Raw genomic sequence first — 22,996 nt, 5'->3', positions numbered from 1 at the left:
TGACGTCGCCCCCGCGAAGGCGGGGGCCCAAGTTCACGCCTTACCAAGCGTAAGCAGCAGCACCCGGCCTTCGGTTCCACCCTTCAGATTCATCGTCACGATCACGCGGCCCTGCGGATCCTGGCTCAGCGACGTCACTTCCGCCATGGCGGTATCGCCCGCGGCGCGCGCATGGCCCGGCAGCAGCGGCGAAATATCGGTCCAGGTCGATCCGCCATCCGCCGACCACGCCAGATATGGCAGGGCGTTCGCCTTGTCGAAGCCGCCCACGACCATGGTGTCCGGCTTGCCCGACAGCGCCAGGAAGGCGCGGATGTAGGGATAGGTCTTGCCGCCTTCGAGCGGCTGCTGGATGACGAACTTGAAGGACTGGCCGCCATCCTCGCTGCGCAGCAGGCCGCCCTCGACGCCGGCGAACACGCGCTGGGTATTCGCCACCTGTTCGATGAACTGCACGTTGCGGTTTTCCAGCGTCGGCAGGGTGATGGGCAGCTCGGCATTCGATGCCAGGCGGCCGTCGGCGCCGAGCCTGTAGGCGCGCAGGTAAGCCGAATCGAGCGGGCATTCGCCGCCCACCAGCAGGCGGTCGCCGACCAGCTCGAAAGCCTGGTGGGTACAGATCATCGAATCGAACTGGCCCAGCACCACGCGCCAGTTGGCCGCCGCGTTATCCGAGACGAACAGGTTCGGGCCGCCGCCTGCATTCGTGTAGAGCCGGTTCCCGGCCAGCTTCAGCTCATCCATCGCCAGCGGCGCGCACCATTCGCCGATGCAGCTCTCGAGCGGCTGGTCGCGGCCCGCAAAGGTGCCCGAGCCGTCGAGCGCGCACAGGCTGTGCTCACCAAGCTGGCCCTGCCGGCGTTCCTGGGCCGGCTGGAACAGCCACAGCGTCGAGCCGAGGGCGCGCAGCATCGGCGTGCGCGCCATGCCGCCGGCTTCCTGTTTCGGCAGGGCGCAGGCGCCGAGCGGCACGTCGGACCAGCGCGACGCGGCCTGCAGCGGCAGCGGGGTTTTCATCACCGCGCTGCCGTCCTGCGCGGAATTCGACAGCGTGGCCCAGGCCGCGCCGTCCTTGTAGACCACGTTGCCGATGCCGCGCGTGCTGGTGGCCAGCACCTCGATCTTCGTCGCCGTGTTCACCGGCGCCGGCTCGATGGAGCCGGCGCCGCAAGCGGCGAGCAAAAGGGAGGCGGCGGCAAGCGCCGCGCCTGAACGATGTTGGATCATGGGGGTTCCTATTCCTCAGCAGGGATACCGCGCCGATTCTAGGGCGCGGCAGGGCGGCGGTCTTGCGTGGGATTGTCGGGAGATTGTCGCCGGCTTGTCGGCAAATGTAGCGCTGCGCAGCGGGGCGCGACCGTTTCGCCGTTCGTGGCACACTGGTGTCATTCGAACAAGCTGGAGCAGCAGGCGATGCCATTCGGCCTGATCATCATCGGCGACGAAATCCTGTCCGGCAAACGCAGCGACAAGCACCTTCCCAAGGTGATCGAACTGCTGGCCGAGCGCGGGCTGCGGCTGGCCTGGGCCGAGATCGTCGGCGACGACCGGCCGCGCATCACCGCGCTGCTCGAACGTTCCTTCGCCGGGCCGGACATCGTGTTCTCCTGCGGCGGCATCGGCGCCACCCCGGACGACCACACGCGCCAGTGCGCGGCGGCGGCCCTCGGCGTGCCGCTCGCGCTGCACCCGGAAGGCAAGCTGCTGGTCCAGGAGCGCATCCTTGACACCGCCCGCGAGGCTGGCGTCGACGCGGACCTCGACGCGCCCGAGAACCTGCAGCGCCTCAAGCTGGCCGAATTCCCGCAGGGCGCTGCGCTGATCCCCAATCCCTATAACCGCATGCCCGGCTTTACCGTCGCCCGCCACCACTTCGTGCCCGGCTTTCCGATCATGGCCTGGCCGATGATCGCCTGGGTGCTCGACAACCATTACCGCGACCTGTTCCACCGCGAAGCCCGATCCGAGCGCTCCTTGCTGGTGTACGGGCAGGCCGAAGCCGTCCTGACGCCGCTGATGGAGCGCGTGGAAACTGCCTACCCCGGTGTCAACGTGTTCAGCCTGCCCAGCGTTGGTGATAACAAGACCCGCCGTCATATCGAGTTGGGCGTCAAGGGCGACCCGCTCCAGGTCCTTGCCGCCTTCGGCGAGATGTGCGAGGAACTGACACGCATGGCCGCCGAATATCAAGTGCAGAACTAGCAATTCGCGTGGCCGTTGCAACGCTGGTACGGTCCCGCAAACTGAGCCGTTGTTTTTTTGCGAAAATAGTCGGACGAAGTCAAAAATCTGCGTGAGCGGTTCCTGTGTGTCACATTGATGTGGTGGAATGATGTCTGTAGGCAGTGCGATCTGGAGTGAGGTCGCGCCTGAATTGTGAACTTCTCGACAAACTGGATCACTCGCTCCGACCTTGCAGTAATGGGCGTGCCGGTTGACGGGAATTGCAGGACATTAGAACCGGTTGAACCATATGGAAAGTAAGATCCCCGCCCGCATGCTGCGCCGCATCCGCAAGCTCGTATTGCCCGGCCAGGCGGCCATCGCCGGCGTGCCGGCCATGGCCGCCGTGCAGGACGTCCCGCTGCGCGACACGCCTTCGCGCCTCGAACCCGTGCTCGACACCTCGGCCACATCGACTCCCGCATCCGTGCCCCAGGAGGCCGATCTCGACGCCGACGCCGGCGCCGGCATGGGCGCCGAGCCGCCATCCGCGCCGCCCGCAAAACCCAGGCGCCGCTGGCGCATGGTCAAGCGCGCCTTCCTGGTGCTGCTGCTCATCGCGGTGGCCGCCGGATCGGCGTTCGCGGTCTACGAAAGCCGCACCTCGAACATGCAGGCGAAGTTCTTCGCCGGCCTGGCGAAAAAGATCAGCTACCGGGTCGAGAAGGGCCCGAGCGATGCGATCCGCTTCCCGGCCGCCAGCCCCTACGACGAACGCCTCGGCTACTCGAACCTGCCGAACTACCTGGCCAAGCTGAAGACGCGCGACTACGTGGTCGAGTCGCAGGCGCGCATGTCGCCGAAGATGGTGGAACTGGCCGACAAAGGCCTGTTCGCGACCTATCACGAGAAGACCCGCGCCGGCCTCGAGATCCTCGACACCAACGGCGAGCCGCTGTTCTCGGCGCGCTTCCCGGAACGCCTGTACGAGCAGTTCGACGCCGCGCCCTCGCTGCTGGTGCAAAGCCTGCTGTTCATCGAGAACCGCGAGCTGCTCGACACCACCTACCCGAAGCGCAACCCGGCAGTGGAGTGGGACCGCTTCTCGAAAGCGGTATTCGACAAATCCCTGCATGCGGTGGGCCTGGGCGGCGGCGGCCGCGTGGCCGGCGGCTCCACGCTGGCGACCCAGATCGAGAAGTACCGCCATTCGCCGGAAGGCCGCACCGCCTCGCTGGGCGACAAGCTGCGCCAGATGGCCTCGGCCATGCTGCGTTCCTACCAGGACGGCGAGGACACCAGCGCCACCCGGCGCCGTATCGTGCTCGAATACCTGAACACCGTGCCGCTGTCGGCCAAGCTGGGCTATGGCGAAGTGAACGGCATCGGCGACGGCATGTGGGTCTGGTACGGCCGCGATTTTGCGGAAGTCAACCGCATCCTGTCGTCCAAAACCGTCAATGCGGAATTCGCACTGGTGTACAAGGAAGCGCTGTCGTTGATGATCGCGCAGCGCCGCCCCGCCTATTACCTGGGCGCCGGCGAGAAGGACCTCGAGCTGCTGACCAACAGCCATTTGCGCGTGCTGGCGCAAGCCGGCGTGATCTCGCCGCAACTGCGCGACGCGGCGATCGGCACGACCCTGCACCCGGCGCTCGGCTCCGGCGTGGCGCCGCCGCCGGCCAACACCTTCGTCACCCGCAAGGCCGCCAACGCGGTGCGCAACCACCTGGCCAACCTGCTGGGCGATTCGCGCATGTACAACCTCGACCGCCTCGACCTGTCGGTGGTGACGACCCTGAATTCGGAAGCGCAGAAGGCCGTCACCGCGGCGCTGCGGCGCCTGACCGACAACGAGGCCGCGGCCGCCGCCGGCCTGACCGGCAAGGGCATGCTCGGCAACGGCGATCCGTCCAAGGTCGTGTACAGCTTCACGCTGATGGAGCGCGGCGACAAGGTCAACTACCTGCGCGTCCAGACCGACAACTACGACCAGCCGCTGGACATCAACGAAGGCGCGAAGCTGGACCTGGGCTCGACCGCCAAGCTGCGCACCCTGGTCACCTACATGGACATCGTCGACCAGCTGCACCAGCGCTACGAGCCGATGAGCAAGGCCGAACTGGCGGCGGTCAAGATCGATCCGAAGGACCGCCTGAGCCAATGGGGCGTCGAGTACTTCCTGACCCTGCCGGCCGGCGCCGACCGCGGACTGCAGCCGATGCTGGCCGCGGCGATGGAGCGCAAGTATTCGGGCAACCCGGGCGAAGCCTTCTTCACCGGCGGCGGCCTGCACACCTTCGGCAACTTCAGCAAACTGGATGACAGCCGCATCCTCACCGTCCAGCAGGCGCTGCAGAACTCCACCAACCTGGTGTTCGTGCGCCTGATGCGCGACGTGGTGCGCTACTACATGTTCCAGCTGCCGGGTTCCTCGGCCCAGCTGCTGGCCGACGCCGACGATCCGCGCCGCGCCGAGTACCTGTCGCGCTTCGCCGACCGCGAAGGCAAGGACTTCCTGGCGCGCTTCTGGAACAAGTACCGCGGCATGGAATGGCCGGAAGTCGAGGCCGCGCTGATGCAGGGCGTGCGCCCGGCGGCGTCGAAGCTGGCGGCGGTGCACCGCACCATCATGCCGGATGCCTCGCTGGCCGAGTTCAGCAAGTTCATCCACACCTATCTGCCGGACGACCGCGAAGTGGACGAGGAACGCATCGCCAAGATGTACGACCAGTACTCGACCGCGAACATGTCGCTGGCCGACCGCGGCTACGTCGCCTCGGTGCACCCGCTCGAGCTGTGGCTGGCCGGCTACCTGCGCACCCACCCGAAGGCGGGCTGGGACGAGGTGACCAACGCTTCGGTGAAGGAGCGCCAGGAAGTCTATTCCTGGCTGTTCAAGACCCACCGCAAGCACGCCCAGGACAAGCGCATCGCCGGCCTGATCGAGGTCGAAGCCTTCCTCAAGATCCACGCACAGTGGAAGAAGATGGGCTATCCCTTCGATTCGCTGGTGCCTTCGTATGCGACCACGCTGGGCGCCTCGGCCGACCGTCCGATCGCGCTGGCCGAACTGATGGGCATCATCATCAACGGCGGGGTGCGCAAGCAGACCCAGCGCATCGACTCGCTGCACTTCGCCAAGGACACGCCGTATGAAACCCTGGTCAAGCGCAGCCAGGAAATCAAGGGCGAGCAGGTGCTGAACCCGCAGGTGGCGCGCGCGGTGGCGAACGCCATCCACGGCGTGGCGATGGAAGGCACCGCCAAGCGCGTCAGGCAGGCCTTCTACAAACAGGACGGCAGCGTGATCGCAATGGGCGGCAAGACCGGCACCGGCGACCAGCGCTTCGACGTCTACGGCGCCGGCCACCGCCTGATCGAGTCGCGCTACGTGAACCGTTCGGCGACCTTCGTGTTCAACATCGGCGAGCGCTTCTTCGGCAGCATGACGGCCTATGTGCACGGTCCGGACTCGGCCCACTACGACTTCACCAGCGCGCTGCCGGTGCAGCTGCTGGTGACGCTGGCGCCGAGCCTGATGCCGATGATCGAGAAGCAGGACACCGTCATCGTGCCGGGCCTGCACGTGGTGACGCCGGCCGAGAAAGCCGCCGCCGCCGCGGCTGCCGCCGGCCCGGTCAACGACGACGTCGCCACCGTGAAGCCGGCGCCGGACGACGCCAGGGCGGAAGAGGTGGAGGCGCCGCCGGCCAAGGCCGAGGCCAAGCCGTCTCCGACCAAGCCGGCAGCCGCCAAGCCCGCGGCGGCGGCGGCAGCGGCAGCGCCGGCCCCGGCCCACGCCAAACCGGCAGGGGAAGAGGCGCCGCAGCACAAGCCGGCCGCCCTGAAATCCAGCGATACGCCGCATCCGAAACCCGCCGCCGACGCGGCCCGCGCCAAGCCGGCGGCCGAGGGCAGCCACCCGAAGGCGGTGGACGCACTCCGCGCGAAACCCGCGAAGCCGGCCAAGCCGCGCGCCGAGCCTTCGGGTGAGCCGAAGCCACAGCCGGCACGTCCGAAGCCGCCCGCGGTGGAGGAAGTGCTGCATTGAGCGGCACGCCTGAGTGCACGGGGGCCGCGTGAAGCGGCCCAAGCTCGGCAAGTTCAGCCTGGTGTCGCTGCGCGACCTGCTGGCCGCGTCGCTGCCCACCATCCTGCTGGTGCTGGCCGCCTGCGCGGTGGCCTACGTGGTGGTCGACCCGGCCCCGCCGCGCCACGTCATCCTCGCCACCGGCCAGGAAAACAGCGCCTACGAGGAATTCGGCCGCAAGTACGCGGCACTGCTGGCGCGTGACGGCATCAAGGTCGAGCTGCAGCGCTCCCTCGGCTCCGAAGACAACCTGCAGCGCCTCCTGGCCGGCAAGGCCGACATCGCCTTCGTGCAGAGCGGCTCGACCAGCGAAGCCCAGGCCGAACGCGGGAACCTGATGTCGCTGGGCAGCCTGTTCACCGAGCCGGTGTGGCTGTTCCTGCGCGAGGGCGACAAGCGCCATAAACTCGACGTGCGCGGCCTCACGCAACTGAAAGGCCTGCGCATCAACCTCGGCCCCGAGGGCACGGGCGTGCCGAAACTTTTCCGGCAGGTCTTGTCGGTCAATGGCGTCGAACCCGGCCAGCTGACGATTTCATCGCTGGAGAACACGCCGGCCACCGTCGAGCTGCTGGCCGGCCGTGTCGACGGCATCGTGTTCAGCTCCGCGCCCGAGGCGCCGCTGATCCAGATGCTGCTGCAGACCCCGGGGATCCGCCTGTTCAACTTTAGCCAGGCCGAAGCCTATACGCGGCGCCTGCCTTTCCTCACCCACGTCGTGCTGCCGCGCGGGATCGTCGACCTCGGGCGCGACATCCCGGCCCAGGATTTTCATTTGATCGCGCCGACGGCGACCCTGGTCGCGCGCGAAGGCCTGCATCCGGCCCTGGTCGACGAGTTCGTGAAGTCGGCCACCGAGATCCACGGCGGCGCCGGCTGGTTCTCGCAGCAGGGCCAGTTCCCGTCGCCGAAGTACACCGAGATCCCGGTCTCGCGCGAAGCCGCCAAGTACTACCGCGACGGCCCGCCTTTCCTGCAGCGCTACCTGTCGTTCTGGCTGGCGAACCTGTTCGACCGCCTGTGGGTCGTGGTGGTGGCGCTGGCGGCGCTGGTGATCCCGCTGTCGAAGATCGTGCCGCCGCTGTACGTGTGGCGCATCCGCTCGCGCGTCTACCGCTGGTACGGCCAGCTGCGCGCGGTCGAGCAGGTGCTGGAGAACGCCGATCCGGCCAACTGCGACGAGGTGCGCGCCGAGCTGCTGCGCCGTCTCGACGACATCGAGGGGCGCGTCAACCACATCTCGATTCCGCTGTCCTATGCCGACTCGCTGTACGGCTTGCGCAGCCATATCAACTTCGTGCGCCAGCGCGTGCGCGCCAGCCAGAAAAGCGAACCCAAGGCAGGGTGATCAGCGCGCAAGCAGGCGCTCAGGCTCCCGTCCAGGGCAGGCCGGCCTTGCACCAGCCGCCCACGGTCTTGCGGTGGCCTTCGGCGTCGCGGTCGCCTTCGAAGCCTTCCAGGATGTCGAAGGCATCCGTGTAGCCGAGTTCGGTAGCCACGCGCGCGGCATGGCGCGAGCGCACGCCGGAGCGGCACAGGAACAGCACCACATCTTCCTTGTCCGCGGTCTGCTGCAGCTGGGTCGCGAAGTCCGGGTTCGGCGCGCCGCCCGGGTAGAGGGTCCACTGCACCGCGCCGTGCTGGGCTTCGGGAACGGCCGGGCGGCCGATCCAGTCGCGCTCCGCATTCGTGCGCACGTCGACCAGTTTTACCCGCGGGTCGGACTGAAGCAGGGCGTAGGCTTCCTGCGGCGTGACGGCGCCGGCATAGGGCTGGCCGGGCGCGCGTTCCCTGGCGGCGGCCAGGATCTCGTCGGTTGTGCTCATGGTTTCTCCAGATGGAATGCTCGTGCTCGCACAAATGGTGCAAGCTGCTTCAAGTTGGTGCATACTCCCGCACTTGCACCAAGCTGGTGCGCATGGCTGAGCTTAAGACTACCCTGCATCAAACTTGTGCGCTGCACCTCGTGGCCGATTTTAAGGCGCGGAACGCGAGCGCTCCAAGGACAGATTGCTTATTTGCTCATGGACAAGAGCTGGCACGCTTACTGCTTATAAGACGATGCGACTTTTTTTATCAGGAGAATACGAATGGCAAGGACCGCCGCAGAGGTAATGCAGCTGCTGAAGGAAAACGAAGTCAAGTTCGTCGATTTGCGTTTCGCCGATACCCGCGGCAAAGAGCAGCACGTGACCGTTCCCGTCTCGCACTTTGACGAAGACAAGTTCGAATCCGGCCACGCTTTCGACGGTTCGTCGATCGCCGGCTGGAAAGGCATCGAAGCCTCGGACATGCTGCTGATCCCGGACCCGAACACCGCGAACATCGACCCGTTCATGGAAGAGACCACCATGTTCATGCAGTGCGACGTGATCGAACCGTCGGACGGCAAGGGCTATGACCGCGACCCGCGCTCGATCGCCAAGCGCGCCGAAGCCTATCTTAAATCGTCGGGCATCGGCGACACCGCCTTCTTCGGCCCGGAGCCGGAATTCTTCATCTTCGACTCGGTCCACTGGAAGATCGACATGTCCGGCTCGATGGTCAAGATCAGCTCGGAAGAAGCGTCCTGGTCGACCGACAAGGAATTCGAAGGCGGCAACAGCGGCCACCGTCCGACTGTCAAGGGCGGCTATTTCCCGGTCCCGCCGGTCGACAGCTTCCAGGACATGCGTTCGGAAATGTGCCTGATCCTCGAAGCCCTGGGCATCCCGGTCGAAGTGCACCACCATGAAGTGGCCGGCGCCGGCCAGAACGAAATCGGCACCAAGTTCTCGACCCTGGTCGAGCGCGCCGACTGGACCCAGAACATGAAGTACGTGATCTGGAACGTGGCCCACAGCTACGGCAAGACCGCGACCTTCATGCCGAAGCCGATGAACGGCGACAACGGCTCGGGCATGCACGTGCACCAGTCGATCTGGAAGGACGGCAAGAACCTGTTCGCCGGCGACGGCTATGCAGGCCTGTCGGAAACCGCCCTGTACTACATCGGCGGCATCATCAAGCACGCCAAGGCCCTGAACGCGATCACCAACCCGGGCACCAACTCCTACAAGCGCCTGGTGCCGGGCTACGAAGCCCCGGTCAAGCTGGCCTACTCGGCCAAGAACCGTTCGGCATCGATCCGCATCCCGCACGTGGCGAACCCGAAAGGCCGCCGCATCGAGACCCGCTTCCCGGATCCGCTGGCCAACGTCTACCTGTGCTTCGCCGCGCTGCTGATGGCCGGCCTGGACGGCATCCAGAACAAGATCCACCCGGGCGAAGCCGCGACCAAGGACCTGTACCACCTGCCGCCGGAAGAAGACAAGCTGATTCCGACCGTGTGCGCATCGCTGGAAGAAGCGCTGGAAGCCCTGAACAAGGACCGCGACTTCCTGACCCGCGGCGGCGTGTTCAGCGACAGCATGATCGACGCCTACATCGAGCTGAAGATGGGTGAAGTGCAGCGCCTGCGCATGACCCCGCACCCGGCCGAATTCGACATGTACTATTCGTCGTAAGTGTAGCCGTGCGGCAACAAAACGCGGGGAAAGCCAGCCGGCTGCCCCGCGTTTTTCTTTTTTCGAATTCGGATGGGGTATATTCCTTGGATTCCCCAACCAGGCACATCGTGCCGACCAAGCTGATGCGAATGACAAGCACCGCTTTGCACCTGGCCGCCATGTTCGTGGCTGTCGCGCTGGCCGCGCCGGCCGCCGCCCAAGCCGTCTACCGCTGCGTGGACAAGGAAGGCCGCGTGCTTTACACCGATACGAATGCGGGCAACTGCAAGCTGATCGATGCGGGACATTCCGGCGCCATCTCGGCGCCGCCTGCCTCCAGCCGCCGGCCTGCCGTCGGCATGCGCCAGGGCGGGTCCCGTCCGGCCGCCAGCCCGGTGGCCAGCCCCGCCGGTTTCCCGCGCGTGGACGGCGCCGCCCAGCGCGCCCGCGACGACGACCGCCGCGCCATCCTCGACGAGGAACTGCGCGCCGAAGAGAAGAAGCTGGCCGACCTGCGGCGCGACGCCGGCAGCCGCGAGGACATCGGCCGCGCCGAGAAGAACGTCGAAGCGCTCAAGCGCGAGATCGCGAACGTCCGCTGACATGATCCAGACCGAGAGCCTGCCCCGCGAGCGTTTCGCCGGCCTGGACCTGCTGGCCGCCAGCGTGCTGGTGGCCGATGCGGCCGGCCTGGTGCGCTATGCGAATCCGGCCGCCGAGCACCTGCTCGAGGTGTCGGTCAAATCGCTGTCGCGCCAGAAGCTGGCCGGCCTGTTCGCCAACGGCGAGGAGCTGGGCGCCCTGTGCGCGCAGGCGCTGGCGCACCGCTATGCCGACCTGCGCCAGGACCTGACCCTGCAGCGCCCGGGCCGCGAGCCGCTGCACGTGCACGTCATGGTCAGCGCGGCCGGCGAGGACGAGGTGGTGGTCGAGCTGCGCGAGAACGTGCAGCAGTTGAAGCTGGATCGCGAGGAGCGCATCCTCGACCAGAGCCAGGCCAACAAGGAGCTGGTCCGCAACCTGGCGCACGAAATCAAGAACCCGCTGGGCGGCATCCGCGGCGCGGCGCAGCTGCTGGAACTCGAGCTGCCGGATGCGTCCCTGCGCGAGTACACCCAGGTGATCATCAAGGAGGCCGACCGCCTGCAGACCCTGGTCGACCGCCTGCTGGCGCCGCACCGCCGCCCGCACATCGTCGGCGACGTCAACATCCACGAAGTCTGCGAGCGCGTGCGCAGCCTGGTGCTGGCCGAATTCCCGTCCGGCTTGCGCATCAGACGCGACTACGATGCCTCGATCCCCGAGTTCCGCGGCGACAAGGAGCAGCTGATCCAGGCCGTGCTGAACATCGTCCACAACGCCGCCCAGGCCCTGCGCGAACGCATCGCCGCGGGCGAAGCCGAGATCGTGCTGCGCACCCGGGTGGCGCGCCAGGTCACCCTGGCCAAGGTGCGTTACGGGCTGGCATTAGACTTGCATATCATCGACAATGGACCGGGCATCGCCCCCGAAATCCGCGACCGCATCTTCTATCCGCTCGTCTCCGGACGGGAGGGCGGCAGCGGACTCGGGCTGACGCTGGCGCAGACCTTCGTGCAGCAGCACCTGGGGCTGATCGAGTGCGAAAGCCGGCCTGGACTGACGGATTTCCGCATCCTGATCCCGCTGCCATAAGCGCCGGGATGGTGCGGCCGCGGTCCAAACATTGAACCATCGCGGGAAGCACTGAACTAATGAAACCAATCTGGATTGTCGACGACGATGCATCGATCCGCTGGGTGTTGGAAAAAGCCCTGGCGCGCGAGAACCTGGCAACCCGGAGCTTCGCCAGCGGACGCGAGGCGCTGGCCGCCTTCGAGAACGACAGCCCGCAGGTGCTGGTCTCGGACATCCGCATGCCGGGCGAGTCCGGCCTCGACCTGCTGGCGGCCGTCAAGGAAAAGCATCCCGGCTTGCCGGTCATCGTCATCACCGCCTTCTCCGACCTCGATTCGGCGGTCGCCTCCTTCCAGGGCGGCGCCTTCGAATACCTGGCCAAGCCCTTCGACATCGACAAGGCGGTGGCGCTGATCCGGCGCGCGCTGGAAGAGAGCCTGCGCGAAGCCAGCGTCGAGACCGTGCCCCTCGAAGCGCCGGAGATCCTGGGCCAGGCGCCGGCCATGCAGGAAGTCTTCCGCGCCATCGGCCGCCTGTCGCAATCGAATGTGACGGTCCTGATCACGGGCGAAAGCGGCACCGGCAAGGAACTGGTGGCGCGCGCCCTGCACAAGCACAGCCCGCGCGCCGCCCAGCCTTTCATCGCGCTGAACACGGCGGCGATCCCGAAGGACCTGCTGGAATCCGAACTGTTCGGCCACGAGCGCGGCGCCTTCACCGGCGCCCAGGCGATGCGGCGCGGCCGCTTCGAGCAGGCCGAGAACGGCACCCTGTTCCTGGATGAAATCGGGGACATGCCATTCGATTTACAAACCCGGCTGTTGCGCGTGCTGTCCGACGGCCATTTCTACCGCGTGGGCGGGCACCAGCCCGTGAAGGCGAATGTGCGCGTGATCGCCGCCACCCACCAGAACCTGGAGCAGCGCGTGCGCGACGGCCTGTTCCGCGAAGATTTGTATCACCGCCTGAACGTGATCCGGCTGCGCCTGCCTTCCTTGCGCGAACGGCGCGAAGACATCCCCCTGCTGGTGCGCCACTTCCTGGTGCAGAGCGCACGCCAATTGGGCGTCGAGCCCAAGCGGCTGAGCGAGGAAGCGCAGCGCTGCCTGGCCGCCCTCGACCTGCCGGGCAACGTGCGCCAGCTGGAAAACCTGTGCAACTGGATCACGGTGATGGCGCCGGGCCAGACCGTCGAGGTCAAGGACCTGCCGCGCGACCTGACCCATGCCCAGCCAGCGTTCGCGTTTGCCGCCCCGCCCGTCACGGCGCCGGTGGTGGCGATGCCGGCGCCGTCCGCCGGACCGCTGCAGGGCGGCGCGGATGGCGCCGGCCTGCCTTCGATGGCGAGCGCCGTGCCGGCCGGCGCCGACGGCTGGATCGGCCTGCTCGAACTGCAGGCCGCGCGCATGCTGTCGGACGGCCAGGTCGAGGTGATGGACGTGCTGGGCAAGCAGTTCGAAACGGCCCTGATCCGCACGGCGCTCAAGCATACGCACGGGCGCAAGAACGATGCGGCGATCAGGCTCGGCATTGGACGGAATACGATTACGCGGAAGATTGCGGAGTTGGGGATCGACGGCGCGAAGGACGAATAAGCACTTCCGTCGTTCCCGCCGCACTCCCGTCGTTCCCGCGCAGGCGGGAACCCAAGTTTACTCGAGCCAACGAGACGCATACAGAACTTGGATCCCCGCCTTCGCGGGGACGACGTGCGGGCGCCGCAGGCCGTAACGAGGCCGACATGGTGTAGACTTTCTCCATGCTAATCAACTGCGTCGCCTACCAGGAAGGTAAAAAACTCTCCGACATCCCCGTCGAGGACATCAGCGACTATCTCGAACGCCCCGGCTGCTTCGTCTGGGTCGCGCTGCGCGATGCTACCGATGCCGAGATGCGCCAGATGCAGGAGGAATTCAAGCTGCACGAACTGGCGGTCGAGGATGCCGCGCGTGGCCACCAGCGGCCGAAGATCGAGGAATACGGCGACTGCCTGTTCACCGTCGTGCACACCGTCGATCTCGAAGGCGATGCGCTGGCCACCGGCGAACTCGCGATCTTCGCCGGTCCCAATTACGTGCTGTCGGTGCGGCGCGATGCCGCCAAGGGTTTCCTGGGCGTGCGCGCCCGCGCCGAGCGCGAGCCGCATTTGCTCAGCATGGGTTCGTCCTTCGTGATGTACGCGCTGATGGACGCCGTGGTCGACCGCTATTTCCCGATCGTCGACAAGCTCGAGTCCGAGCTGGAAACCATCGAGGACCGCATCTTCACCCACGGCGCCCAGCGCCAGAACGTCGAGCGCCTGTACCAGCTCAAGCGCAAGGGCCTGGAGCTGCGCCATGCGGTGATTCCGCTGATGGACGCCGTCGGGCGCCTGCTCGGCGGCCGCGCCCCCAGCATGGCGGCCGGGGTGCAGGACTACTTCCGCGACGTGCACGACCACCTGATCCGCATCGGCGGCCGCCTCGATACCATCCGCGACACGATCGCCACCGCGATCCAGGTGAACCTGGCCATGGTCTCGATCGACGAAAGCGAAGTGAACAAGCAGCTGGCCGCCTGGGCCGCGATCTTTGCCGTGTTCACCGCCTTCGCCGGGGTCTGGGGCATGAACTTCAAGTACATGCCGGAGCTGGACTGGAAGTGGGGCTATCCGATGGCGATCGGCGCCATGTTTGCAGTGTGTTTCTATTTGTATCGGAAGTTCCGCAAGGCCGGTTGGCTGTAACCCCACAGCGCTTCATAGACAAAGGACGCGATTGGCGTCCTTTTTTTATTGCATTGCAGCAAATGGATCGAGCCGAATCTTGTTCAGCAACTTATGATTTGTTACGAAATGTTATGTTGTAGAAACACGAATTACGGTTTGTACATATTGACCAATCCTCAATCCAGCAGACATTATTCTGTCCGCCGACTTGGGCGACACCGATCTTCCCAAGCCAGCGACAACTCATCATCGTTTGGGAAAATTCATGTTCAAAGAAAAAACCTTGTCGCGCGCCGTGCGCGTCATGTTCGCCGGCGCCATCGGCGTCGGCCTGATGGGCCAGGCCCTGGCGCAGGAATCGGAAAAGCCGATGGCCCGCGTCGAAGTGACCGGCTCCTCGATCAAGCGCGCCGACGTCGAAGGCGCGCTGCCGGTGCAGATGGTCAGCGCCGCCGACATCAAGCGCACCGGCGCCACCAATACCGCCGAACTGCTGACCACCCTGACCTCGAACGCCATGGCCGGCGCAGCCAACCAGGCCGAAGGCGCGGGGCAGTCGACCTATGGCCTGTCCAGCGCCAGCCTGCGCGGTCTCGGCTCGAGCAAGACCCTGGTGCTGGTCAACGGCCGCCGCCTGGGCAACTACGCCACCGACGGCACCGCCGTCGACGTCAACTCGATCCCGCTGGCCTCGATCGATCACGTGGAAGTGCTGAAGGACGGCGCCTCCGGCGTGTACGGCTCCGATGCGATCGGCGGCGTCATCAACTTCATCACCCGCCAGAACTACTCGGGCGTGGAACTGAACGGCTACACCAGCGTCAGCCGCGGCGGCGGCGGCCAGACCAACAAGGCCAGCGTGCTGGCCGGCTGGGGCGATTTCGATGCGGACCGCTACAACATCACGCTGTCGGCCGACGTCAGCAAGGACAAGGCCATCTTCGGCCGCCAGCGCGACTATGCGCGCAATGCCTGGAACAACAACGGTCTGCGCGACGCCAGCGCGACCCCGAGCGGCAACTACAGCACCTTCGACCCGGTCACCACGCCGAACGCCATGGGCGTGACTCCGAACGCGCTGAACTCGATCGGCACCGGCATCGGCAACGGCCTGTCGCAAGCCAACTGCGCCGCCAACGGCAGCGCCTGGGACGCCAACCTCGGCGCCTGCCGCTTCGACAGCTCGCCTTACGTCAACCTGGTGCCGGAAGCCAAGCGCACCAACGTCGGCGGCAGCTTCCGCTTCAAGCTGAACGACAGCACCGAGCTGTTCATGGAAGGATTCGTCTCGCGCAACGAGACCACGCAGCGCGCGCAATCCTCGCCGTACAGCGCCTCCTTCCTGTCGACCGACCCGGCCTTCGCCACCCAGAACCTGTACCCGGCCATCGTCGTTTCGCCGCTCAGCCCCTACTACCCGGCAGGCCTGGCCGCCGCCAACGGCGTGGCCGGCCAGCCGCTGACCGTCAGCTACCGCGCCTTCGACGGCGGCGACCGCATCGCCAGGGACACCGCGATCGCATCGCACCTGGCGCTGGGCTTCCGCGGCACCGTCAAGGGCTATGACTACGACGTCGCCTACACCCACAACTCGAGCGACGTCACCGAGCGCGCGATCCAGGGTTACCAGAACCAGACCGCGCTGGTCAAACTGCTGAGCAACAACCCCGACTTCAACCCGCTGGTCCAGTACCAGTCGCCGGAACTGGCAAAGCAGATCTACGGCACCAACTACGTCGGTCCGGTGATGAACGCGGTGCTGCGCAACGACGCCATCAACGCGCGCATCTCGGGCGATCTGGTCCAGCTGCCGGCCGGCATGGCGAAATTCGCCGTCGGCGCCTCGATGAGCGACGAGAACCTGTCGGTCAACCCGAGCGCGGCTTACCAGAGCGGCGACGTGTCGGGCTACGGCGGCGCCCAGCTGCCGCTGTCGGCCTCGCGCAATTCGTCGGCGGTGTTCGCCGAAGCCATCGTCCCGATCGTGAAGCACCTGGAAGCCGACCTGGCCGTCCGCCACGACCGCTACCCGAACGCCAGCGCCACCAACCCGAAGCTCAGCCTGCGCTGGCAGCCGATCCAGCAGGTGCTGCTGCGCGGCTCCTACGGCAAGGGCTTCCGCGAGCCGTCGCTGCCCGAGCTGATGAACCAGCAGACCATCGGCACCAGCGCCAACCTGACCGACCCGGTCACCGGCCAGTTCGGCCAGTTCAACCAGACCTACGGCGGCAACCCGAACCTGCAGCCGGAGAAGTCGGAACAGTCCTCGCTGGGCCTGGTGGTCGATCCAGTCAAGGGCCTGTCGATCGCCGTCGACTGGTGGAAGATCAACGTGAACAACCTGGTGACCACGCTGTCGCCGTCGTTCACCCTGAGCCAGGCGGCCGCCGGCAACCCGGCCTACACCGGCCTGGTCACCCGCGACAAGTCGGGCAACATCACCAACATCGTCGGCACCAATATCAACGCCGGCAGCGTGAAGACCGAAGGCGTGGACGTGGACGTGCGCTGGGCCCTGCTGAAGTCGCCGACCTACGGCAACTTCAACCTGCGCCTGAACGGCACCTACACCTCGAAGTACGACCTGACCCTGGCCGACGGCACGGTGCAGCGCAGCGTCGCCGCGACCATCGACAAGGACGGCAACGTCCTGAGCGCGGTCTCCAACGGCGGCATCATCTTCCGCTGGAGGGATCAGCTGACCCTGGACTGGAAGTACAAGAAGTTCGGCGCCTCGCTGACCAACAACTTCCAGTCGGGCTACTGGGATGCCTACCGCGCGGATGCGGAAGAGCCGATCGCGCAGCACGTCGGCGCCTTCTCGACCTGGGACCTGCAGGGCAGCTACAGCGGCATCAAGAACCTGACCCTGACCGCGGGCGTCAAGAACCTGTTCAACCGCAAGCCGACCGAAGTCATCACCGGCGGCTCCTACTTCCAGACGGGCTACGATCCGACCTGGTACGACCCGCGCGGCCAGACCGGCTACGTGAGCGCGAGCTACCAGTTCTGATACCGGTAAGCGCGTAAAGCCAAAACCCGCCGCGTGCAAATGCGGCGGGTTTTTTTTTGCGCCCCCGCCTCTACATGACCAATTTGCAACGAATTTCTCCTAAACAACTACTTGTCTGTACATATATATTGACAATTTATTTATACATATGTTTCAGTTGAGTTTGTCAAATTGCATATTTGCAATGATGACTTCATAACAATTGCTTGTACTTTAGGGAGAAAGTATGAAACTGCAGTCTGCGCGTTTCCAGCGCTGTGCCGCCGCGGTGGCGGTGGGCATGATGATCGCATCCGTCGCTTACGCACAAAGCTCCGAAGGCTCGATCTACGGCCGTGGCAAGCCGGGCGACAAGGTCACCATTACCAGTACCGAAAACGGCGCCAGCCGCCAGGTCACGGTTGATTCCCGTGGTGAGTTCAGCGCCAACAAGCTGCCGCCAGGTGCGTACTCGGTGGAATCGGGCGGCGTCAAGCGCGAGGTCACCGTCAACATCGGTTCGGGCTCCAGCGTCGACCTCGTCGGGCAGGACGCAACCCGGGTGGTGGTGCGCGGCACGCGCAGCCGCATCGACGTCAGTACCGTCGAATCGAGCACCGTGTTCACCGCCGACCAGATGGCGGCGCTGCCGGTGGCGCGCGACGTGAACATGGTCGCCCAGCTGGCGCCGGGCGTGGTGCGCGGCGACCCGGACCTGGGCGCCGGCAACCTGCCGTCCTTCAGCGGCGCGTCGGTGGCCGAGAACGGCTACTACATCAACGGCTTCGACGTCACCAACCTGCGTAACTTCCTGTCCTACGCGAACCTGCCCTTCGACGCGATCGGCGCGCAGCAGATGAAGAGCGGCGGCTACGGCGTCGAATACGGCCGTTCGCTGGGCGGCATCATCAGTATCGCGACCAAGCGCGGCACCAACACCTGGAAGGCCGGCGGCGCGATGTTCTACGAGCCGGATTCGCTGCGCTCGCAGGGCAAGAACGTCGCGGACCTCAATCCGCAGAGCCCGAACAGCTACACGGTGTTCAACGCCCCGCGCAAGGAGAGCGACCTGTCGTACGACGTGTTCGCCGGCGGACCGATCATCCAGGACAAGCTGTTCATCTTCGGTATCCTGGAAGGCCGTCACGACACGGCCGACACCTTCCGCGAAGCGGGCAGCACCCGCACCCGTTCGCAGCGCCCGAACGGCATGGTCAAGGTCGATTTCACGCCGACCGACATGCACCGCCTGGAGTTCACCGGCATCGACAACCGGCACGAAACCGAGATCACCGACTGGAACCAGGATCTCGCGGTGCACCCGGAAGACAAGAACCTGACCTGGCACAAGGGCGACCCGGCCTACAGCAACCAGACCTCGGGCGGCCATGTGCTGATCGCCAAGTACACCGGCTACCTGACCGACAACCTGACCATCTCGGCCCTGGCCGGCAAGGTGCGTGACAAGCTGGCCAAGACCACCGGCGCGCGCCAGGCCGGCCTCGACTGCCCGGTCATCCTGGAGACCGACGGCGCCAGCGAGATCGGCTGCTGGGCCAAGCCCTTCCCGGGCCCGGCCGTGCGCGCCCTGAACGCACCGGACGACGAGGACAAGCGCAAGGCCTACCGCTTCGACGTCGACTACACGCTGGGCAGCCACAACCTGCGCGCCGGCCTCGACCACCAGAAGTTCACCTCGATCCAGGCCGGCAGCTCGACCTACTCGGGCGGCTACTACTACCGCTACTTCATCAGCGCGAACGGCACCGTGAACGGCGTGCCGAACGCGGTGGCGCCGGGTGGCCAGTACGTGCGCCGGCGCGAGTCGACCTCGACCGGTGGCGCCTTCGACGTCGAGAACAAGGCCTATTACCTGGAAGACAACTGGAAAGTGGTCCCGAACGTCCTGCTGTACGCCGGCCTGCGTTCGGAATCCTTCGACAACCGCAACGGCGACGGCATCAGCTTCGCGAAGAAGGACAACCTGGTCGCGCCGCGCATCGGCGCCTCGTGGGACGTGTACGGCGACGCTACCCTGAAGGTGTACGGTAACGTCGGCCGCTACTACATCCCGATCGCCTCGAACACCAACATCCGCGCCACCCAGGGCGAACTGTTCGAGCAGCGCTTCTACACCTTCACCGGCCGCGATCCGCGCACCCAGGGCCCGCTGGGCCTGTCCGCCAAGGACATCGGCACCCCGCAGATCGTCAGCGACGGCAGCCTGGCCAACCCGGCCACCATCGCCGACATGAACCTCAAGCCGATGTCGCAGGACGAAGTCATCCTCGGCTTCCAGAAGGCCCTCGCGGCGCGCTGGACCATGGGCATGAAGGCGACCTACCGCAAGATCAACAACGGTATGGACGACTACTGCTCGCACATCGGCTTCGAAAAATGGGCGGCCGACAAGGGCTACAAGGACTTCGATTCCAGCGAGATGGCGCAGTGCATGATCGTCAATCCGGGTAATGACGTCACCCTGATGATGGACCTGGACAGCAGCGGCAAGCTGCAGCGGGCCACTGTCCCGAACAGCTACCTGGGCCTGGCCAAGTACACCCGCGTCTACAAGGCGCTCGAGCTGACCTTCGAGCGTCCGTGGGACGGCAAGTGGGGCGTGTACGGTTCCTACGTCTGGGCCAAGCTGAGGGGCACCGCGGAAGGCTACGTCAACTCGGTGATCAACCAGGAAGACGCCGGCATCACCCAGGACTTCGACTTCGCCTCGCTGACCAACGGTTCCGACGGCTACCTGTCGAACGACCGCCGCCACACGTTCAAGCTGTACGGCAACTACGCCATCAACGACCAATGGCGCCTGGGCTTCAACAGCAGCCTGCAGTCGGGCCGCCCGACCAGCTGCATCGGCTTCGTGCCGGACTACACCCCGGATGCGTCGGATGCCGCAGGCTACACCACGGCATCGTCGTATTACTGCCTGAACGATAAAGGCCAGTCCGTACTGCACAACCGTGGCACCGCCGGCCGTACGCCGTGGAACTTCATGCTGGACCTGCAGGTCGCTTACCTGCCGAAGGTCGCGAATGGCCGACTGACGCTGCAGGCCGACATCTTCAACGTGTTGAACGTGCAGAAGGTCACCGAGTGGAACGAACAGCGTGACTACTCGCGTGACACCGTCGGGGAAGGCACGCTGAACCAGAACTACCAGCGTCCGACCGGCTTCCAGACGCCGCGTTCGGTGCGCTTCTCGGCGCGTTACGAGTTCTGATGTAGCGTGACATGGCCGCTTCCGGGCGGCCGAACGACAACGCCGCCTTCGGGCGGCGTTTTTTATTCCGCGCCGCCGGCGCTGGCCGCGGTCGCCCCGCAGGCCAGGATCACCAGCGCGATCCCCAGCCACTGCACGCCCGACAGCCGCTCGCCCAGCACCATGAAGCCGGCCAGCGCCGCCACCGCCGGCGAGGCGCTGACCAGGATGCCGAACACGCGCCGCGGCAGCTTGCGCAGGGCGATCATCTCCAGCGTGTAGGGCGCGGCCGAGGACAGGATGGCCACCGCCAGGCCGGCCGCCAGCACGGCGGGCGAGAGCAGGGCGCCGCCGGCGTAGTGGGCGCCGATCGGCACGATGAAGACGCTGGCCGCCAGCATGCCCCAGGCCACGGTGCCGGAGCCCGCGGCCGTCGATGCGCGCTTGCCGAACACGATGTACAGCGCCCAGCACAGGGCGGCGCCGGCGGCGCAGGCGACACCCAGCGGGTCGAGCGCGCCGGTCCCGGTTGTCAAAGGCAGCAGCAGCCACAGGCCAAAGGCCGCGCAGGCCACCCACACGAAGTCGCGCGCGCGGCGCGAGGACAGCAGCACCACGGCCAGCGGCCCCATGACCTCGATCGATACCGCGATGCCGATCGGGATGCGCGCGAAGGCGCGGTAGATCAGCAGGTTCATGCTGCCCAGCGCCAGGCCGTAGAGCAGCAGCCAGGGCAAATCGGCGCGCGAGGGCAGGGTGCGCCAGGGCCGGGTGAAGGCGCACAGCAGCAGGCTTGAGAGGCCGACGCGCAGCGCGACCACGCCTTCGGCCCCGACCAGCGGGAACAACTGCTTGGCGAACGCCGCGCCGGCATAGGTCGACACCATGGCGCCGGCGATCGCCAGCACCGGCAGGGCGGCGCCGGGCTGGACCTGGACCTGGGCCTGGCTTGTCACGCTCAGCCGGCCATGGAGAGCGCGACCGCTTCCGCCACGCGGATGCCGTCGATCGCGGCCGACATGATGCCGCCCGCATAGCCGGCGCCTTCGCCGGCCGGATACAGGCCGCGCGTGTTCAGGCTTTGCAGGTTGTCGTCGTGGCGCTTGATGCGGATCGGCGAGGAAGTGCGGGTCTCGACCCCGGTCAGCACCGCATCCTCTTTATAGTAGCCCTTGATCTGCTTGTCGAAAGCCACGAAAGCTTCGCGCATGGCGACGATCGCGTAGTCCGGCAGCGAAGGAGCGAGGTCGGTCAGGTGCACGGCCGGCTTGAAGGATGGGATCACGGCGCCGAATTCGGTCGAGGCCCGGCCTTTCACGAAGTCGCCCATCAGCTGGCCCGGCGCGTCGTAGTTGCTGCCGCCGAGGACGAAGGCGCGCGATTCGAGTTCCCTCTGGAAGGCGATGCCGGCCAGCGGGTGGCCCGGATAGTCCTGCGGCGTGATGCCGACCACGATCGCGCTGTTGGCGTTGCGCTCGTTGCGCGAGTACTGGCTCATGCCGTTGGTGACCACGCGGCCTTCTTCGGACGAGGCGGCGACCACGGTGCCGCCCGGGCACATGCAGAAGCTGTACACGCTGCGGCCGTTCGAGGCGTGGTGCACGATCTTGTAGTCGGCCGCGCCGAGGATCTCGTTGCCGGCGTTCGGGCCGAAGCGGCAGGCGTCGATCAGCGATTGCGGGTGCTCGACCCGGAAACCGATCGAGAACGGCTTCGCTTCTATATAGACGCCGCGGTCGTACAGCATCTGGAAGGTGTCGCGCGCGCTGTGGCCGATCGCCATCACCAGGTGCCTGGTCGGGATTTCCTCGCCCGAGGCCAGGCGCACGCCGACCACCTGGCGGCTGTTGCCTTCGCCTTCGACCAGCACGTCTTCCAGGCGGGTCTCGAAGCGGATCTCGCCGCCCAGCGACAGGATCTCGGCGCGCATCTGCTCGACCATCTTCACCAGCCTGAACGTCCCGATGTGGGGCTTGCTGACGTACAGGATCTCTTCCGGCGCGCCCGATTTCACGAACTCGGACAGCACCTTGCGGCCGTAGTGCTTCGGGTCCTTGACCTGGCTGTACAGCTTGCCATCGGAGAAGGTGCCGGCGCCGCCTTCGCCGAACTGCACGTTCGACTCGGTGTTCAGCTTGCGCTTGCGCCAGAAGCCGAAGGTGTCGACGGTGCGCTCGCGCACGACCTTGCCGCGCTCCAGCACGATGGGATTGAAACCCATCTGGGCCAGGATCAGGGCCACGAACAGGCCGCACGGGCCCATGCCGACCACCACCGGGCGCGGTTCGCCCGGCGCCGGGCGCGCAGCGGTCACGAACTTATAGCCGGTATCGGGCGCCGGCCCGATCTGGCGGTCGTGCTGCAGCCGCTTCAAGACCTGCGCCTCGTTCTTCACCTGCACGTCCAGTGCATAGATCAGCACGATGGCGCTGCGCTTGCGGGCGTCGTAGCTGCGCTTGAATACCGTGAAGTCGATCAGCTCGTCTTCAGCGATGCCGAGGCGGCTCAGCACCGCCTGGCGCAAGGCGGGTTCCGGATGGTCGAGGGGAAGTTTTAATTCGGCAATTCTCAGCATGGTAGGAGGCGTGGCTAGCAAACGCTTGGTCGGTTCAACCTTCTATTGTAACCCGGCGCGGCGGGCTGCAAGGCGGCCACGCCGGGAATGTCCGCGCGCCCGGACACG

14 protein-coding genes are annotated in these 22,996 nt (G+C 66.2%); 10 read left to right on the top strand and 4 right to left on the bottom strand.

Annotated features, from left to right (window positions below):
* Positions 1-33: 33 nt before the first annotated feature.
* Positions 34-1,227, bottom strand: coding sequence for a WD40/YVTN/BNR-like repeat-containing protein (locus ACFPO9_RS20145; RefSeq protein ID WP_379774030.1), 1,194 nt, complete (start codon positions 1,225-1,227; stop codon positions 34-36).
* 186 nt (positions 1,228-1,413) lie between these two features.
* Between ACFPO9_RS20145 and ACFPO9_RS20140 the strand changes: the two genes are divergently transcribed.
* The 3 genes from ACFPO9_RS20140 to ACFPO9_RS20130 all read left to right on the top strand — a co-directional run bounded on the left by ACFPO9_RS20140 (position 1,414) and on the right by ACFPO9_RS20130 (position 7,604).
* Positions 1,414-2,202, top strand: a complete 789-nt coding sequence (locus ACFPO9_RS20140) for a competence/damage-inducible protein A (protein WP_379774028.1) — start codon at positions 1,414-1,416, stop codon at positions 2,200-2,202.
* A 490-nt stretch (positions 2,203-2,692) separates the two neighbouring features.
* Positions 2,693-6,217, top strand: coding sequence for a transglycosylase domain-containing protein (locus ACFPO9_RS20135; protein ID WP_379775041.1), 3,525 nt, complete (start codon positions 2,693-2,695; stop codon positions 6,215-6,217).
* A 28-nt stretch (positions 6,218-6,245) separates the two neighbouring features.
* Positions 6,246-7,604: a TAXI family TRAP transporter solute-binding subunit gene (locus ACFPO9_RS20130; protein ID WP_379774026.1), complete on the top strand. Its 1,359-nt coding sequence runs from the start codon at positions 6,246-6,248 to the stop codon at positions 7,602-7,604.
* 19 nt (positions 7,605-7,623) lie between these two features.
* Here the strand turns inward: ACFPO9_RS20130 and ACFPO9_RS20125 are convergent, their stop codons facing one another.
* Complete coding sequence (locus ACFPO9_RS20125; protein ID WP_379774023.1) at positions 7,624-8,082, bottom strand: rhodanese-like domain-containing protein; 459 nt, start codon at positions 8,080-8,082, stop codon at positions 7,624-7,626.
* Between the two features lie 264 nt (positions 8,083-8,346).
* On the opposite strand from ACFPO9_RS20125, the gene glnA reads away from it, so the two are divergent.
* The 7 genes from glnA (at position 8,347) to ACFPO9_RS20090 (ending at position 20,334) form a co-directional block, all read left to right on the top strand.
* Positions 8,347-9,762, top strand: a complete 1,416-nt coding sequence (glnA, locus tag ACFPO9_RS20120; RefSeq protein WP_379774020.1) for a type I glutamate--ammonia ligase — start codon at positions 8,347-8,349, stop codon at positions 9,760-9,762.
* Between the two features lie 131 nt (positions 9,763-9,893).
* The gene (locus tag ACFPO9_RS20115; protein WP_379774017.1) at positions 9,894-10,346 is read left to right on the top strand and encodes a DUF4124 domain-containing protein; all 453 of its coding nucleotides are present in this window, start codon (positions 9,894-9,896) and stop codon (positions 10,344-10,346) included.
* A gap of 1 nt (position 10,347) precedes the next feature.
* Positions 10,348-11,418, top strand: coding sequence for a nitrogen regulation protein NR(II) (glnL, locus tag ACFPO9_RS20110; protein WP_379774015.1), 1,071 nt, complete (start codon positions 10,348-10,350; stop codon positions 11,416-11,418).
* A gap of 59 nt (positions 11,419-11,477) precedes the next feature.
* Positions 11,478-12,995, top strand: coding sequence for a nitrogen regulation protein NR(I) (gene ntrC / locus ACFPO9_RS20105; protein WP_379774012.1), 1,518 nt, complete (start codon positions 11,478-11,480; stop codon positions 12,993-12,995).
* A 164-nt stretch (positions 12,996-13,159) separates the two neighbouring features.
* Positions 13,160-14,125: a magnesium/cobalt transporter CorA gene (corA, locus tag ACFPO9_RS20100; protein ID WP_379774010.1), complete on the top strand. Its 966-nt coding sequence runs from the start codon at positions 13,160-13,162 to the stop codon at positions 14,123-14,125.
* A 247-nt stretch (positions 14,126-14,372) separates the two neighbouring features.
* A complete protein-coding gene (locus tag ACFPO9_RS20095) occupies positions 14,373-17,120 on the top strand; it encodes a TonB-dependent receptor (RefSeq protein ID WP_379774007.1) in 2,748 nt (915 codons plus the stop codon).
* A 226-nt stretch (positions 17,121-17,346) separates the two neighbouring features.
* Positions 17,347-20,334, top strand: coding sequence for a TonB-dependent receptor (locus tag ACFPO9_RS20090; protein WP_379774005.1), 2,988 nt, complete (start codon positions 17,347-17,349; stop codon positions 20,332-20,334).
* A gap of 62 nt (positions 20,335-20,396) precedes the next feature.
* Here ACFPO9_RS20090 and ACFPO9_RS20085 read toward each other — a convergent pair whose 3' ends face one another.
* A complete protein-coding gene (locus ACFPO9_RS20085) occupies positions 20,397-21,269 on the bottom strand; it encodes an EamA family transporter (RefSeq protein WP_379774002.1) in 873 nt (290 codons plus the stop codon).
* A 2-nt stretch (positions 21,270-21,271) separates the two neighbouring features.
* Positions 21,272-22,888 carry an NAD(P)/FAD-dependent oxidoreductase gene (locus ACFPO9_RS20080; RefSeq protein WP_379773999.1) on the bottom strand — a complete coding sequence of 539 codons (1,617 nt, stop codon included), beginning with the start codon at positions 22,886-22,888 and terminating at the stop codon, positions 21,272-21,274.
* Between the last annotated feature and the right edge of the window lie 108 nt (positions 22,889-22,996).

The organism is Massilia aerilata, assembly GCF_042656905.1.
Lineage (GTDB): Bacteria > Pseudomonadota > Gammaproteobacteria > Burkholderiales > Burkholderiaceae_D > Telluria > Telluria aerilata.
This window is presented reverse-complemented; position numbering and strand designations above follow the sequence as displayed.